General features: G+C 52.4%; 7 protein-coding genes and 1 pseudogene. 3 read left to right on the top strand and 5 right to left on the bottom strand.

The window, feature by feature from the left end; genetic code table 11:
- Nucleotides 1-324: 324 nt before the first annotated feature.
- Both ACPXSQ_RS17725 and ACPXSQ_RS17730 read right to left on the bottom strand, forming a co-directional pair.
- Nucleotides 325-1,083 carry a carbon-nitrogen hydrolase family protein gene (locus ACPXSQ_RS17725; protein ID WP_288494494.1) on the bottom strand — a complete coding sequence of 253 codons (759 nt, stop codon included), beginning with the start codon at nt 1,081-1,083 and terminating at the stop codon, nt 325-327.
- Nucleotides 1,084-1,295: 212 nt separating this feature from the next.
- A complete protein-coding gene (locus ACPXSQ_RS17730) occupies nt 1,296-1,805 on the bottom strand; it encodes a GNAT family N-acetyltransferase (RefSeq protein ID WP_426144193.1) in 510 nt (169 codons plus the stop codon).
- A gap of 63 nt (nt 1,806-1,868) precedes the next feature.
- On the opposite strand from ACPXSQ_RS17730, the gene ACPXSQ_RS17735 reads away from it, so the two are divergent.
- Nucleotides 1,869-2,447, top strand: a complete 579-nt coding sequence (locus tag ACPXSQ_RS17735) for a helix-turn-helix domain-containing protein (protein ID WP_426144194.1) — start codon at nt 1,869-1,871, stop codon at nt 2,445-2,447.
- Nucleotides 2,448-2,626: 179 nt separating this feature from the next.
- Here ACPXSQ_RS17735 and ACPXSQ_RS17740 read toward each other — a convergent pair whose 3' ends face one another.
- Together ACPXSQ_RS17740 and ACPXSQ_RS17745 are read right to left on the bottom strand one after the other, a co-directional pair.
- Nucleotides 2,627-11,209 carry a GH36-type glycosyl hydrolase domain-containing protein gene (locus ACPXSQ_RS17740; RefSeq protein ID WP_426144195.1) on the bottom strand — a complete coding sequence of 2,861 codons (8,583 nt, stop codon included), beginning with the start codon at nt 11,207-11,209 and terminating at the stop codon, nt 2,627-2,629.
- 157 nt (nt 11,210-11,366) lie between these two features.
- Entirely contained in the window at nt 11,367-11,525 is a 159-nt protein-coding gene (locus ACPXSQ_RS17745) for a YnfU family zinc-binding protein (protein WP_217267919.1), read from the bottom strand.
- Between the two features lie 304 nt (nt 11,526-11,829).
- Here ACPXSQ_RS17745 and ACPXSQ_RS17750 point away from each other — a divergent pair.
- Nucleotides 11,830-12,090 (top strand): annotated as a pseudogene (locus ACPXSQ_RS17750) (IS30 family transposase); the annotation flags it as partial.
- Between the two features lie 428 nt (nt 12,091-12,518).
- On the opposite strand, the gene ACPXSQ_RS17755 reads toward ACPXSQ_RS17750, so the two are convergent.
- Nucleotides 12,519-13,058, bottom strand: coding sequence for a chorismate mutase (locus ACPXSQ_RS17755; protein WP_013027843.1), 540 nt, complete (start codon nt 13,056-13,058; stop codon nt 12,519-12,521).
- A 569-nt stretch (nt 13,059-13,627) separates the two neighbouring features.
- Between ACPXSQ_RS17755 and ACPXSQ_RS17760 the strand changes: the two genes are divergently transcribed.
- Nucleotides 13,628-15,556, top strand: coding sequence for a methyl-accepting chemotaxis protein (locus ACPXSQ_RS17760; protein ID WP_426144196.1), 1,929 nt, complete (start codon nt 13,628-13,630; stop codon nt 15,554-15,556).
- Nucleotides 15,557-15,642 lie beyond the last annotated feature (86 nt).

Consider the following 15,642-nt stretch of genomic DNA (forward strand, 5'->3'; position numbering starts at 1 on the left):
GTGACCCAACGCTCATCTGGAGCATCAGGATTGAACAGTCGCTGGAGCCTGTTGGACGACACGGTACTGGCCTCAGCTTTGCGTGCCCGCGTGACCTGCTCCCTGTAAACTAACATACCATGATGCAAGCAACGTCCGCTTCTGGCACAAAGCGGACATGCTGGCTGAGCTGGAGGTCCGCTATGAGCGAGGAGCGGACATTAATCTTTCACGCTATCAAACCACAGGACATGTGATTATCTAAAAAAAGCACCTCTCATATATGACATGAAAGCTTCGACGAGCTTTCAAAAAAGAGACATGCTGAGCTTTCTCAATCTCTTTTTATTTACGGAGGCAAATCACTTGCCCAGAGCACTCACCATCCTGCAGGTCCATGATGACCAGGGCAGCACAATCCTCCGGAGCCTGAGCAATAAGTTCACCCCTTGCATTCCATGCGGAGCTTTTTCCGACCGGTTTCCAGCCACCTGACGGGCCACAGTAATTGGCCATCAGCGTGGGCACTGCGTAAAGTCTGGCGTAGCTTTGCAGTTGCCCTGAATCTTTATCAAACCCGCCGGCGCTCAAAACGGAATTCAGATACACTTCAGCACCCTGCTGCACCGTGCGTTCTGCATGTGCTGGCTGCCCTGCATCTGCGCATATGGCCATGCCGACATTAAATGTCCTTTCTTTAAAAACACACTCAGTATCACCAGCTGAAAAATAGTCAGACTCTCCAGGGTGGAGATACATTTTTCGGTAATAAGAAACAGGCCGTTTTGAAGAAATCACACAGGCGCTAATAGCCGGTTTTCCATCTTTAACATGCAGCGGTGCGCCCACAATAATCGTCATATCGTATCTGTCAGACAATGCCTGAAGTGGACTTAGACAGGTTTCATCAGCCAGAGCCAGCTCCTCAGCCATTTCTGGTTCATAACCTGTCAGAGAAAGTTCAGGAAAAATGATAAGGTTAACGCCTGCCGATGCCGCAGATTCAATCAACATTTCGTGATAACGCATGTTCTCTTCAATACAGCCGCGAACCGGAGCAAACTGTCCTGCTGCGATCCTTAACCTTTTCTGGATACTGGCCATGTTATTCCCGTAATATTTTGAAAATCATCAATTAACATACAAGAATAAGCATCATTCGTCATCTTAAGACTGCATTGAGGTTAAGCGTCCGCTTCTGGCACAGAGCGGGCATTGGTCATGCTGTGTCAAATAACGGGGAGCAGGTCAGCCATCGCCGGCACGTCCTTGTGTCTCTGATTACTACTACTCTGGCGTTCTGAGAATATTCACTATCAAGGGTGTTCCCGTGTATCCAGGCGTAGCTGAAAAAACGTTAGATCCAGCCAGCGGCCAAACTTTGTACCCACCTCTGACATTTTGCCAACCTCTCTGAAGCCGAGCTTTTTGTGAAGCGATATGGATGCGACGTTTTCAGATTCAATGCCAGCTACCATGACATGTTTACCCTGAACGGCAGCCCGCCTGATTAGTTCCTCCATCAGAGCTTTACCTGCTCCCCGTCCCCGGGCTCTTTTGTGCACATATACAGAATGCTCAACGGTGTGGCGATAACCGTCCCACGGGCGCCAGTCACCATATGAGGCATATCCCAGTACGGAATCGTCCGCGTCAACAAAGACAATGACGGGAAATCCTGCCTCACTGCGGTCTCTCATCCACTTTATTCGATTAAGAAAATCGACCTTGTTTTCATTCCAGATAGCCGTGGTATTAAGCACTGCGTCATTATAAATCTCAGCAATGGTTTCAGCATCGCGTTCTGTTGCAGTACGAATTTGCATAGTAGACACCCCGCCTTTCATTTACTAAAGTAGACTAACCGTACACTATCTTATTTATCCATTATGCTAGATGATTTGTCCAGTAAAGAAGATGGCTTGAACGTTCGTATTGGCCTGAAGGTGAAGTTTGAAAGAGAAAGACGGGGCTGGTCCCTGACCGATTTTGCCGAAAATTCAGGTGTATCACGGGCGATGATTCATAAAATCGAGCGTGGTGAAAGCAGCCCGACAGCAACCCTGCTTGCGAGACTTTCTGGCGCTTTCGATATGTCTATGTCCCAGCTGCTTGCTGAAACGGAAGCTCGCACCGGTATGCTTGTCAGATATGAAGATCAGGCCGTATGGCAGGATCCTGAAACAGGCTACATTCGTCGCCATGCCTCACCGGGTCAGATACCTGTAGACCTGGTCAGCATTGAGCTTCCTGCAAATACTGCCGTGCCTATGCCAGCTATCTCCTATCTTTCAAGACGTCAGCTCATCTGGGTCATTGAGGGTAAGCTGACATTTATTGAGGGCAGCACAACATTTGAGATGTCACCGGGTGATTGTCTTGAGCTGGGCGATCCTGCTGACTGTATCTTCAAAAATGATACCGGTGACCTTTGCCGCTATGCCGTAATAGTTCTCAAGCCATCCTGATTAGGTGCATATTAACTAATTATTTAAGAGTTAACGGAAAGTTACTCAGGCGAAGATTCTCCTGCGTGACTGCATTTTTTACAGGTCAATCTTATAACCGTTCAGGTGATAGTCATGTCTTTTCCTGGCACCTAAAAGTTAGGTTCAGGCGATGTCCGCTCCTGGCACAGAGCGGACGGTCAGCGCTGAATAATATCGACATTGTGATTTTGTCCATCATCCCGCAAAGGAATGCGGTCATCCGGCAGGAGCGTGCCATCCATAGTCACTCGAGGTTCACCGTCGTGACGAGAAATCCTAATGTAATACTGACTGCCCCCGTGTTGATAGGTCAGGCTGATCGAAGGCCAGTCATCAGGTAAGTGAGTGCGAATAACCAGCGTCTCTCCGTGCCGTTTTATTCCGAGTAACTCTTCAGTCACCAGACGGTAGGCCCAGCCTGCGGAACCGGTGTACCAGCTCCATCCGGCACGGCCGGTATGAGGTGCAACGCTGTACACATCTGCACTCATCACATAAGGCTCCGCCTTGTAGATGTTAACGCCTTCAGTCTGCAGCGTGTGGTTTACCGGATTGATCATTGACCATAGTTGCCACGCTCGCGCTTTTTGTCCCATCCGGGCGAACGCCATGACCGCCCAGATGGCGCCATGCGTGTACTGCCCGCCGTTTTCCCTCACACCCGGAAGATAACCCTGTATGTAACCGGGATTAGGACCATGACCATCAAACGGTGGCGTTAGCAACTTGATCAATCCTGCATCGTTATCCACCAGATAGCTGTCGAGTGACTTCATAGCCTGCGCACTGCGCACTGGATCAGCTGCGCCGGACAAAACGGACCAGCTTTGTGCAATCGCATCGATCCAGCACGCCTGCGATTCTCTTGTCCCCAGCGGCGTACCATCGTCAAAGTAGCCGCGGAGATACCATGCACCATCCCAGGCGTAAGATTCGAGATTTTTTTGCAGGCTCAACGCTTCTGAATAGCACAATGCTGCCACGCGTTCATCCTGGCGCTGTTCAGCCAGCGCCGCAAAGCGTTGCAAAATATCGTAGAGGAAAAAGCCGAGCCAGACGCTTTCACCTTTGCCTTCAATACCGACCAGATTCATCCCGTCATTCCAGTCACCTGCCCCCATTAGCGGCAGGCCGTGCTGGCCGAAGTTTAGCCCCCGCTCAATCGCTTTTACGCAGTGCTGCCACAACGTCTCTTCGAGGTGGCTGATAACCGGCGTATCATAAACAGATTCTTCGCCGGGCTTGAGCGGACGCCCTTCAAGATAGGGAATCTGCTGCGCCAGCACGCCAGTATCTCCCGTTGTATCCACATAGTGACAAACCGCAAGCGGAAGCCACAGGTAGTCATCCGAACAGCGGGTTCGCACGCCATTACCCTGCGGAGGATGCCACCAGTGTTGCACATCCCCCTCAATAAACTGCCGTGAGGCACACAGCAGGATCTGGCTGCGCAGTCGCTCCGGTGCAACGTGGCTCAGCGCCAGCGTATCCTGCAACTGATCGCGGAAACCAAATGCCCCACCGGACTGATAGTAGCCGCTGCGCGCCATGATGCGACAGGCTAATGTCTGGTACAGCAGCCAGCCGTTTACCAGCAAATCAACGCTGCTTTCGGGCGTCTGCACAACGACCTTATCAAGCACGTTGTGCCAGAAATGGTGAACCTGATTCAGCGCCTGACGCGCATTATCCTCATGCAGAAAACGGGCAAGCGTTTCCTGTGCCTGTGCCGGGTTATCGGCCACGCCGAGGACAAAAACATAGGTTTTCTGGTCACCGTCAATAAGGGAGGTTGTCGACTGTAGCGCGGCACAGGGATCAAGCCCGGCTCCCGTTTTACCCGAGAGTCTGCGAAGCGTCATGGCGGCCGGGGCGCGCAGTGAACCATTACGCCCGATAAACTCGCGGCGGTCGCCCGTTACCGTACTCTGAGGATCGTTAACGGCGAAAAAGGCGGTGCGTTCCCCGCCATTAGCACCGTAGAAGTTATTGGCCATGACCACACTCCCCCCCGCGAGGCCGGGCGAATGCGTGATGATATGCGCAGCAGAGTGGTTGCGCGTTGCCCCAAGTGTCCATTCCACGTAGCCGGTGACAGACAATTTGCGTGTACGGCCCGAATGGTTGCTGAGCTTCAGTATTGCAAGCTTAACCGGCGCCTGCTCGTCCACCAGGACTGTCAGTTCGCTGTCCAGTCCATTTTCACGGTGGGCAAACACGCTGTAACCAAAACCGTGGCGGGTAAGATAATCGCCCTGACCGCGCACGGGCAGGGTCATGGGTGACCAGCATGCGCCGCTTTCTTCATCACGCAGATAGAATGCCTCCCCGCTACGATCGCTTACCGGATCGTTTTCCCACGGCGTTAAGCGATATTCGTGCGCATTTTCGAACCAGCTGTAGGCCTGGCCTGCTTCAGAAATCACGCTGCCAAAGTTCTCGTTTGCCAGCACGTTTGACCAGGGCGCTGGCGTCGGTTGGTTTTCTCTCAGCAGGATCTGATACTCGCGACCGTCCTGAGAAAAGCCACCGTATCCGTTGAAATGGCGCAACAGGTGAGTTTCCGGTATCCAGTCGGCGTGATGATTGCTCTCTGACGTCACCGAGGGCACAAAAGGCCTGACGCGTTTTTTTGTTGCGTGAATACGCTGGTTAAGTTGTTCATTGATGCCGTCAGCGCGATCGTCCAGGCTCAGACAGGCCACGCTCATCAGCAACTGCTTGTCTTCGGCAGACAAATGCTCACCGTTACGGACAAAAATCCCCCCGGGTTTATCTAACAGGCTGGCTTCAGAACCGGCATAGATTAAATCCATAATCTGCGTCTGCAGCGCCTGCTGGTAACCTCCAGGGCTGTTATTAAGAATCACCAGATCCACCTCCAGCCCTTTCAGTCGCCAGTAGCGATGTGCCTGAATCAGCGTGGTGACAGAAGCAATTTTTTCCTCGCTGGTCAGGCTGATCAGCACAATCGGCAAATCACCTGAGATCCCCCAACCCCACAGGCCCGACTGACCACGTCGGTTTCGGCTGATGGCCTGTTCGTCACCGCGCAGTTCCTGACAGGGATAAAGTACCGCGCTGGCGAGGCGGTTGAACAAAGTTGCGTCATCTTCGCTGGCATTCATCTGCCGTAACACAACCAGACTGTGGGACCAGGCCAGTTCAAACACGCGATCGGCAATAGGATGATCGCGGTATTTTTCCATCAGCGCGAGGCTTTGCTGACGGTTTTCGCTGACGCCAAAAACGATATCAATGGTCACCGGCTGTCCGGGCTGGAGTGTAATCGCGTGGCGTATCGACAGTATCGGATCCAGCACGGCGCCGGACGTGTTACTGAGCGGCCCGTTCATGCTGACCGCCTGGGCATCAGCCGGGCTTTTACCCCTGCCGATGAATCCCGCTCTGTCGGTGTCGAATGAAACGTTCTCTGAACAATCGCCATGCACCACCATCATATGAAACAGATACGGGCTCTGTTCATCCGGCGAGCGTGCACGCCGGTGGCACAAAATGGCATCATGCCTGGGATCGGCTTCCGTCTGAATAAACAGGTTGCTGAACGCCGGGTGTGCCTGATCGCTGATGTCCGAGGCAAGCACCACTTCAGCATAGGTCGTCAGCTCGAGTGTTCGTGGGCTTCGGCCTCGATGCATCAGGGTGACACGACGCAGTTCGATGTCATCTTCCGGTGAGACCACAACCCGGGTTTTCACGCTGAGCGAGCCGAGCACGCGCCTGAACTCGGCCCCCGCATCGGTAAAGATGATTTCATCGCTGATGTCCGCACTGGCCCCCAGAGGGTGACAGGTATTGCTCCACACCTCGTCAGTGAGCGGATCCCGGATATAGCAGAACGTTCCCCAGTTATCACGGGTGCTGTCGCTGCGCCAGCGTGTCAATGCGATGTTGTTCCAGCGGCTGTATCCCCCACCGCCTGGCGTTATCATTAGATGGTAATGCCCGTTGGACAATAATTGTATCTCGGGGGTCGGCGTATCCGCATGCGTGAAGATTCGGGGTTCATAGCGCACAGGCTTAATTCTTCCCTCATGGGACTCAAAATGACGACGCGGGCTGTAGAGTTCAACCTCATCGGGTACGCGCTCCTGTAACAGCAGGCTGGCCGATCTGAACGCCGGACTCGACATGAATCGCCCGGCCATAGGGGCATCAAGCAGCAGATGCCCCAGCGCCTGGAAAGCCATGCCCTGATGGTGCGCCATCCAGGATTGAACAACCAGGAAAAGCTGCCCGGTTGCCAGTCGCGATGGCGTATAATCCAACGCTTCATAAAAACCATATTCGCCGCGCGCGCCGTTTTCCTGCAGCCTGAGCAGATTGTCGCAGGCCTTTTGCGGTGAAACCAACAGCGCCAGCAGCGTGGCATAAGGGGCTACCACCATATCGTCGGCGAGTCCGCGCCGGAGACCAAGGCCGGGTACGCCAAATGCCTGATACTGATAATTATGTTGAACATCAAACGCATGGTAGCCAGACTCAGAGACACCCCACGGCACGCCACGCTCTTTGCCCCAGTTTATCTGCCTGATTACCGCAGATTTGCTCATCTCATCCAGCAGACTGCCGTGCCAGGTTGGCATCACCAGATTCGGCATCAGATATTCAAACATTGAACCGCTCCAGGACATCAGGGCAGTTTCACGATCGATGGTGGTAAACAGTCGGCCAAGTGCATACCAGCTTTTAAGCGGCAGTTGATTCGTCGCAATAGCGACAAAACTGGTCAGGCGGATTTCTGAAGGCAAAAGATCGTAGTGGCTTTTATCCAGCGTGTTGGTATCGCAGTTGTAGCCCACACTTAGCATGCTGGTAGCCGTGTTATACAGAAACGTAAAATCCATTCGCGCATGGTCAGCGAGACGTTGTTCAAGTTCGCTGATAATCGCCAGTCGCCGCCGGGCCTGGGTCATAACGGCTGTCGGCGCGATAACCGCTTCAAGGGTGATTCCGCCAGCCAGCTCACTTAGCGTAGGCAGGGCCTGTGCATGATATGTCACCGGTAGCCAGCCAAGCAGCGTCGTCCATTCATCACAGAGCTGCTGCAGTTGACTGACCAGATGCGCCGTCCAGCGCACCACCACGCGACTTTCCTCCTGAGACAGCCGGGCCAGTTCGTTGCCGTGCACCTGCATTTTTTCGAGTTCGCTTAACAACTGCCCTGAAGGTAACGATGCAGCATTAAGGCACTGCCTGCGCAGCACGCCCAGGCTGGCTGGCGCGTTATGGCCCCAGTATTTTTCCAGCACATGCAGAGTATCATTCAGCCCCTCCAGTAGGCGTACGCCGTTGAAAACGGGCTGATGACGCATGGCTGACAGCCCTTCGCGCAGTGTCAGTAAGTGGCCGGCCATATTGCCGCTGTCAACGCTGGAAACATAACGCGGGCTGAGTGGCGCAAGCGTGCGGGTGTCATACCAGTTATACAAATGTCCCCGGTAATGCTCCATCTTATCCAGCGTGTCGAGCGTCTGCGTGATGCGCTGCAGGACGTCCGCGCCAGAGAGATAACCGAAATCCCAGGCCGTAAGGTTCGCCAGCAAGGACAGTCCGATATTGGTGGGTGACGTGCGATGCGCGATTTTTGGCTCAGGGATTTCCTGATAATTGTCCGGGGGAAGCGAGTTTTCCTGCGCCGTCGCGAAGGTCTCGAAAAACGCCCAGATTTCTCTGCTGGTCTGACGCAGAAGTCGTTTCTGTTGCGGGTCAGGCAGAAACGCCTTACGTGCTGGCGGGCGACTCAGTCCACTTAATAATAGCGGTGCCAGGCACCATGACAGGCTGATGATCAGGGCTAGAGTCAGCCATTGTGGCGCCAGTAGCAGCGTCAGAAGCGTGAGTGCCGCACCACAAGCCACATTCAGCCACATTACCCGATAAAAACGAAAGGCAGAAAGTTGGGACTGAAGGCTGTCCGGACTGTGGCTGGACCATTGCGTCAGGTTGCGCTGGCTGATGCCAAGGCGCCAGAGCGTCACGGCGATCGCATACAGCGAATAGCCCGCCTCATGGGGCAATAAAATAAAATTGAGTCCGATCCGGGAAAGTCGCTTCAGTGCCCACGCCGTAACCAGCACCAGATGTTGCCTCAGAGGACGACGATGCGGCTTGTTGGCAAGATCGATAAGGATACAGAGCACAGCAGGCAGCAGCCAGACCAGGGCCAGAACGCCCAGCCAGTATCCCGGATTCGGCACCCACAGCAGCGCGCTAAACTGCAGCACCAGTAATGCGGGGGCGACCAGGCTGCGGCGCAGGTTATCAAACAGCTTCCAGCGAGAGAGCGCCGACAATGGGTTTTTATCCCGCGTCCCATCCGCTTTTCGGACCCGCAGCTTAAGCCAGTTAAGCAGTTGCCAGTCGCCACGGATCCAGCGCGTACGGCGTGCGACGTCGGACAGATAGTTGTTCGGGTACTGCTCGTAGAGTAAGACCTCGCTCAGCAGCCCGGCGCGGGCATAGCATCCTTCCAGAAGATCGTGACTGAGCACCAGATTTTCCGGGCAGGTGTTGGCCGTGGCCTGGACAAAAATATCCACGTCGTAAATTCCCTTGCCGACGAAGGAGCCTTCTTCAAACAGATCCTGATAGATATCTGAAGACATCATGGAATAAGGGTTATTACCCGGTACGCTGCTGCGCATCGCGGCATAGCGGCCCTGACCGTTACGCGGCATCTCTTCTGCCAGCCCCGGTTGTAAAATACCGTATCCTTTGACGACCCGCTGACATCGCGGATCGTATTCCGGCTTGTTCAACGGATGCGCCATCGTTGCGACTAGCTTATGCGCGGTATCACGTGGCAGGAGCGTGTCGCTGTCCAGCGTGATGACATACTTAATCTGTCCGGGTAAGCGGTTCGCGGGCATGCCCGCAACGCTGGAAAATTGCGTGTCTGGATGACGTAACCAGCTGTTCAGCAACGCCAGCTTGCCCCGTTTGCGTTCATAACCCATCCAGATCCCCTGCGATGCATTCCATTCAGGCGAGCGGTGGAGCAAATAAAAGCGCTGATGGCGGCAAGGATAGCGCAGGTTAAGCCGGTGCATTTCTGACATCGCCTGACTAAACAGTGCGCGTTGTTCATCCGTACTTTCAGTCGCCGCGTCAGCCAAATCGGTAAGAAGCGCGAAACAGAGGTTATCGTCCTGGTTGCCAAGCCAGCACACTTCAAGGCTTGTGAGGAGCGTGCTGAAGCCGGCGTGACTCGTCAGCATGCAGGGGATCGCCACCAGCGTGGAGGACGTCACCGGAATCCCGTCAGAAAAGTCCATTCGTGGCAGCGGTCGGGGAGTCCGAAAGCGGGTCGTCGCTTCACTGAGTATATCGCTGACCAACTGACTCAACGCCACAATCAAAGGTAAAGCCAGCAGTAACAACCACCAGGCCATACCCAGACTCGCTGTGTCATACAATATTGCGGCGGTGGCTGCCGTGGTTAACAGGCTCATGCTCCCAAGCCAGGATAACAGAGGATATCTGTTGAGACTGTGCCGCAAGCGTTTGAGGCCAGAGCTCGCCACCGACAAATGGTGATCTAACTGACGCCGCCCTTCTCCCATCAGATAATATCCAATGTGATGAGAGGGCATGCCCGGTTGGGTTGATACTGACAACGCCAGTATGCGGCTTGCCACGTCGGGCTCACTGAGCTGACTTTCCCGGGCCAGAATCTCAATCACATGGCGATAATGATCGCGGGTATCAAAATGCATACAGGAATATATGCCCGCCGGATCGCGACGTAACGTCTGCTCAACCACACTAATGTTTTCGGCGAAATCAGCCCAGTTGGTTTCATTGAGCAGGCGTAACCCGGCAATACTGTTGCTGACGGAAAGTTGACTGGCCGCAAGCTGTTGGTTGAAGCGATGGATCAGTAACTCGGTTGTGAGGCCTTGCTCGGCAAGGCGTTGTTCTACCCAGCCCAAGGGTAATGCCAGCGCATTCCCCTGCCCGTGCAGACGACGAACCATTTCCGCGACAAAGGCACTGCTCAGTGGCGGCCGGGAACGCGCCATGTCGGCGATCACCAGAATGAGGTCAGCTGGCGCATGTTCGGCGCAGTCGGTCATCCGCGTTATCCAGCTGTCAGCAAGGCTGCGTTCCTGCTGAGCCTGAACCACCTCAATACTGACCCGACGCAGATTTTCAATCAGCGCCAGTCGCAACATACCGGGCAACGCCCAGACTTCCCCTAACGTCAGCGGCGTGACCTGTTGGTAGGCGCCGATGTAGCTGGTCAGACTGGCGGTGTCCCAGCGTCCGTCACCATGCGCAACCGCCTCGGTAGCAATATCATAGATACGCGGACAAGGGTGCGGAGACGCGAGTGAAGGAAGACCTTTGCCAAAGCTGGTCGGCAAGTGCTGGCGGACGTTGCGAATTTGCTCCTCAATCAGGTAGTAGTTGTCCAGCAACCACTCCCCAGCGGGCATAATGCTGGTTTTTTTACCGGCGTTAAGCGTGTAACAGTTTTGTGTAATAACGGCTTCGTTATCACTTAATCGTTTGAGCAGGTAGTACGGCATCTTGTCCGGCGACAATTTATGCGTATGCGCCAGCTTTTGACCATAACGCTCAAGCTGAGGCGTTGAGAACAGCTCCGGGCGCGGAATGTTTTCCCCCATAGGGTCATTGGAAGAAAACGATGCGCGCCCTGGCGCTTTTGTCATGATACGGGCGCGGCGAAACCATGCCCCAGGATTTATTTTCATAGTCTTGCTCTCATGCGACATTAACGCGCAGGAGCAGTTGAGAAATCAGTTCAGAAACGTTCTCTCAGGATGGGCGTAAGGCATCAGGGATTTATCAGCTGCAGGTCCAGGTCTTTACGGTATAACAGGGAAGATCGTCGGATCTGAAAGTCAGGTGCTAACGTGGAGAGACAAAGAGAGATTTACATCCCGGACAAAGCATAGCCTGTTTCAGGCGAATCTTTGAGGCAGGCTGGGAGGAACTTAAACCGCAGGCAGGACAGACTACCGTGGACGGAGCACTCATGAACTTCCTGGCGTAATCGAGAAGAGACATGGTGGTTACCCTTTAGAGGAATGAAACTCATACTATCACAGTTGATTAATTTCCAATCGATTTGTTTCGTTGTTACCTGCCTGCAAGTGAGCAGTTACATAAAGTGGGAGGATTATTTAATTTTGCCCCTGGAAAAAGGCGTCACTTTCATACTTTTTCTAAAAAAATATTATTGCTAAAAACCTCAGTTTTTTACTGACTGTCAAAAAAAAGTGCTTGCGACGGTTATTTATGCCCTGTTTTTAAGCGCTTCCGAGAGTATCAACGCTCTAAACAATCAGGGGTGAGGCTCCTTTAAGAACTGATGACCTGCCACACCCGGTTTACTGTAGCAGCAGACATCCGGATTTACTTCTGCGATCCTCAATCCCCCTGGCAATGTGGCTCAAATGAAAATACGAACAGGTTGCTCAGACAATATTTTCCAAAGGGAACTGACTTATCGGTTCACAGCCAGCAAAGACTAAACAGTGTTGCCAGGCAGCTCAACGAAAGACCGAGAAAAACGCCAGACTATGAATCACCCGCAGAAGGGTTCAATAAATGTGTTGCATCTATCGGTTGAACTCACAGCACAAAGCGGACGTTTTAATCTGAATTAACTCCTGCAGTGAGAGCCTTGTTTCGAATGGCGCTTAAGCGGCATGACGGCGCCAGAGGACGTAAAAGATGGCGCAGATGATGAACGGCCCCTTACGCCCGACGTAGTCGGCTACAGCCATATAAATCGTGACATTCCCTACCTTTCTTTAAACAGCCCTGCAGGCTTTCAGCAATGAAGAAACGCAGGTAACCCGGATGAGCGTGCTTTCGCCGCGAAAGGCGCAATTGCCGGGTTACGAAGCGTCAACTTCCTGCTGACGCTTCGGGGAGTTAAGGATTCTTAGAGTAAAAATTGCGGTACCCGTTAAGGTAGATAACCTGTCACGTTGCAAACCTATGAGAAGACGTTCAAGGATGTTGGACGTGCATTCCGCCGCGCGCGGCGGACCGTTATTTTTTGAGCCGAATGTGCTCCAGCCCCAGCAAAACGTTATTGATGTCGTTATCACTCAGATGCTGGACATTTAGCTGCTGATGTAGCTGAGCTAAATCGCCTTTGGTAAAACCACCCTGTGACAGCTGCTGGTTGATGGCTTGCAAAATCTGTCCGTCTAACAGATTAATCTGCTGGCGCAACTCTGCCAGATCTTTCGCGGGTGGGACGGCATGCGGAGCACTCAACCAGTCTGCCAGATAACGATACTGAATCGCTTTACTTGCATCCATCAGTCCCTGAAAAAAAGCGGTCACAGACTGTGGATCGAGGCCAGCTTTTGCCGATTTCTCTTTGGCTTCGGCTAACACATCCTGTTCCCGAGCCAGGTCTTCAATCGGCTTATTGTGCGTTTTTTTGAAGGCTGCAACATCCTTCATTAACAGCATTCTCTCATGCAGTGCCCGAGAGAGTAGTGAAACGGGTTCTGACGCTGGCGCGGCGGCGGCAGAGCCGCAGAAAATTAATGCAGCAAGAAGAAAGGTCATATATTGCATGTTTGGTTAGCCTGTTTCCAAATAGTTGAAAAAGATTAATCAGATTAAACGTACCTCTCAGGGAGCGAGTTTCATAGAAATATTATTTAATCTCTGTAATTAACTAATACAAATTATAACTAGAATGCTAATCACTAAGCTGGCGATGTTAAGAGAAAGTAACGTATTTTTTCTGCGAATTTAAGTTTCAGGGGTGATTATCAAATCTTTAAGATGTTAATAAATACCCGCCGGAAGGCAGATCAACCAACTTATTGATTTTAAAATCCTTTATTCTTAGTAAAGATTTTTAAATTTTATATTTTTTCTGGTTTCAAATGTAAAAAAAAGTCAGCAAAAAACCTGCTTAAATTATTCGCCCCCTAACTATTATGGGCTTAACTGTTAATACTAAACCATAAAAAAGTCATAAAACAGCGCTTAAACAGACTGATGTCACAGTTGTGAATTTATATTTCAAATTGTCTTTAAAGTTTTCATGGTGGTAGTCGATAAGTTTCATTAAGCAGTGTGGGGTTAATACAGGCTGCAAAACACGCTTTCTTTTTCCTTCCTGTCAGGGTGAAATTATGTTTATTACACGTACGTTTTCCGATATGAAAATAGGAAAAAAGCTGGGGTTGAGTTTTGGCGTGCTTATCGTTGCGACCCTCGCGATAGCGCTTCTGGCCTTTAAAGGTTTCCAGAGCATTAAAGAGAATTCAGCAAAACAAGACGTTACCGTCAACATGGTCAATACACTCAGTAAAGCGCGCATGAACCGTTTACTGTATCAGTACACGAAAGACGAGCAGTATGCTCAGGTCAACGCCCGCGCACTCAACGAATTAAGCGCCCATTTTGACACGTTAAAGAAATTTGACTGGAACGCTCAGGGTGAACAACAGCTTGACGTTCTGGGGAGCGCGTTACAAAGCTATCAAATCCTGCGCCAGGCATTCTATCTCGCCTCCAAAAAGACCTTTGCGGCTTCTGCGGTTATTCAGGGTAACGATCTGCTCACGCTTGGGCAAAGTCTTGATGGGGTGAATGTTCCCGCTCAGCCAGAGGCAATGCTGCAGGTATTACGCTTAGCCTCATTACTGAAGGAGGTCGCCGGTGACGTCGAGCGCTTTATTGATAAGCCCACTGAAGCCAGTAAAGTCGAAATTTACGGTAACATTACGTCCATTGAGCAGATCCGAACTCAGCTTTCGGCGCTCGCCATTCCTGAGATCCAGGCGGTCCTTAATACGCAGAAAACGGATCTGACGCAGTTAAAGCAGGCTTTTACGGACTATATGACTGCCGTGGGTGCAGAGGCCGCTGCCTCTTCACAACTCAGTGCAGTGGCCGAAAAGTTAAATACATCTGTGGCTGAGCTCTTTGACTACCAGGCATCTGAATCTACCAGCGCTCTACTTAACGCTGAACGTCAGATCGCCGTCGTTGCCGCATTGTGTATCCTGCTCAGCCTGTTGGTTGCCTGGCGTATTACGCGCGCCATTACGGTACCGCTGAAAGAAACGTTGAGCGTGGCTCAGCGCATCTCTGAAGGCGACCTTACCGCCACGCTTTCAACCACGCGGCGCGACGAACTGGGCCAGTTGATGCAGGCGGTCAGCGTGATGAACGAAAGTCTGCAAAACATCATCACCAACGTGCGCGACGGAGTGAACAGTGTGGCGCGTGCCTCTTCTGAGATCGCCGCCGGTAATATGGACTTGTCATCGCGCACTGAACAGCAGTCTGCCGCCGTGGTGCAAACCGCTGCCAGTATGGAAGAATTAACTTCCACCGTTAAGCAAAATGCTGAAAACGCGCACCATGCCAGCCAGCTTGCAACGGAAGCATCGGCGAATGCCGGACGGGGCGGTGACATCATTCGTAACGTAGTCACCACCATGCAAGGCATTACAACCAGCTCAGGTAAAATTGGCGAAATCATCAGCGTAATCAATGGAATATCTTTCCAGACAAATATTCTGGCGTTGAACGCAGCTGTTGAAGCGGCACGGGCGGGCGAGCAAGGTCGGGGTTTTGCAGTTGTCGCCGGCGAAGTCAGAAATCTTGCGCAGCGCAGTTCTGTGGCGGCGAAGGAAATCGAGACGCTGATCCGTGATTCACTGCATCGTGTTAACGAAGGGTCCACGCTGGTCGATCAGGCGGGATCGACGATGGATGAAATAGTCTTGTCCGTCACGCAGGTGAAGGACATCATGAGCGAAATCGCGGCGGCTTCCGATGAGCAAAACCGCGGCATATCACAAATTGCTCAGGCAATGACAGAAATGGATACCACAACACAACAAAACGCCGCACTGGTTGAAGAGTCTTCAGCCGCCGCCAGCTCGCTGGAGTCTCAGGCAGAAGAGCTGGAAAAAACGGTCGCCGTGTTCCGTTTGCCCGCGAACAAGAGTGGAATGGCCGTTAGCCACAACACAGCAAAATCTGTGACCAAAGCGCCTGTCTCTCTACGTCAGCCCAGTCCAGCCGAGGGTAACTGGGAAACGTTCTGACTGTGATGATAAAAAACGCCGGCATAATGCCGGCGTTTGTGTTTGATTCGCATCAACGCGGTTCGCCAAGCCTGCCCCTGCTCTTT

The organism is Pantoea sp. EEL5 (genome assembly GCF_049892805.1).
In the GTDB taxonomy this organism is placed as follows: domain Bacteria; phylum Pseudomonadota; class Gammaproteobacteria; order Enterobacterales; family Enterobacteriaceae; genus Pantoea; species Pantoea ananatis.

What these genes read in the sequence shown, in the direction of transcription:
- ACPXSQ_RS17725 (WP_288494494.1), bottom strand. Translation starts at nt 1,083, where the DNA reads ATGGCCAGTATCCAGAAAAGGTTAAGGATCGCAGCAGGACAGTTTGCT.
- ACPXSQ_RS17730 (WP_426144193.1), bottom strand. Translation starts at nt 1,805, where the DNA reads ATGCAAATTCGTACTGCAACAGAACGCGATGCTGAAACCATTGCTGAG.
- ACPXSQ_RS17735 (WP_426144194.1), top strand. Translation starts at nt 1,869, where the DNA reads ATGCTAGATGATTTGTCCAGTAAAGAAGATGGCTTGAACGTTCGTATT.
- ACPXSQ_RS17740 (WP_426144195.1), bottom strand. Translation starts at nt 11,209, where the DNA reads ATGAAAATAAATCCTGGGGCATGGTTTCGCCGCGCCCGTATCATGACA.
- ACPXSQ_RS17745 (WP_217267919.1), bottom strand. Translation starts at nt 11,525, where the DNA reads ATGTCTCTTCTCGATTACGCCAGGAAGTTCATGAGTGCTCCGTCCACG.
- ACPXSQ_RS17755 (WP_013027843.1), bottom strand. Translation starts at nt 13,058, where the DNA reads ATGCAATATATGACCTTTCTTCTTGCTGCATTAATTTTCTGCGGCTCT.
- ACPXSQ_RS17760 (WP_426144196.1), top strand. Translation starts at nt 13,628, where the DNA reads ATGTTTATTACACGTACGTTTTCCGATATGAAAATAGGAAAAAAGCTG.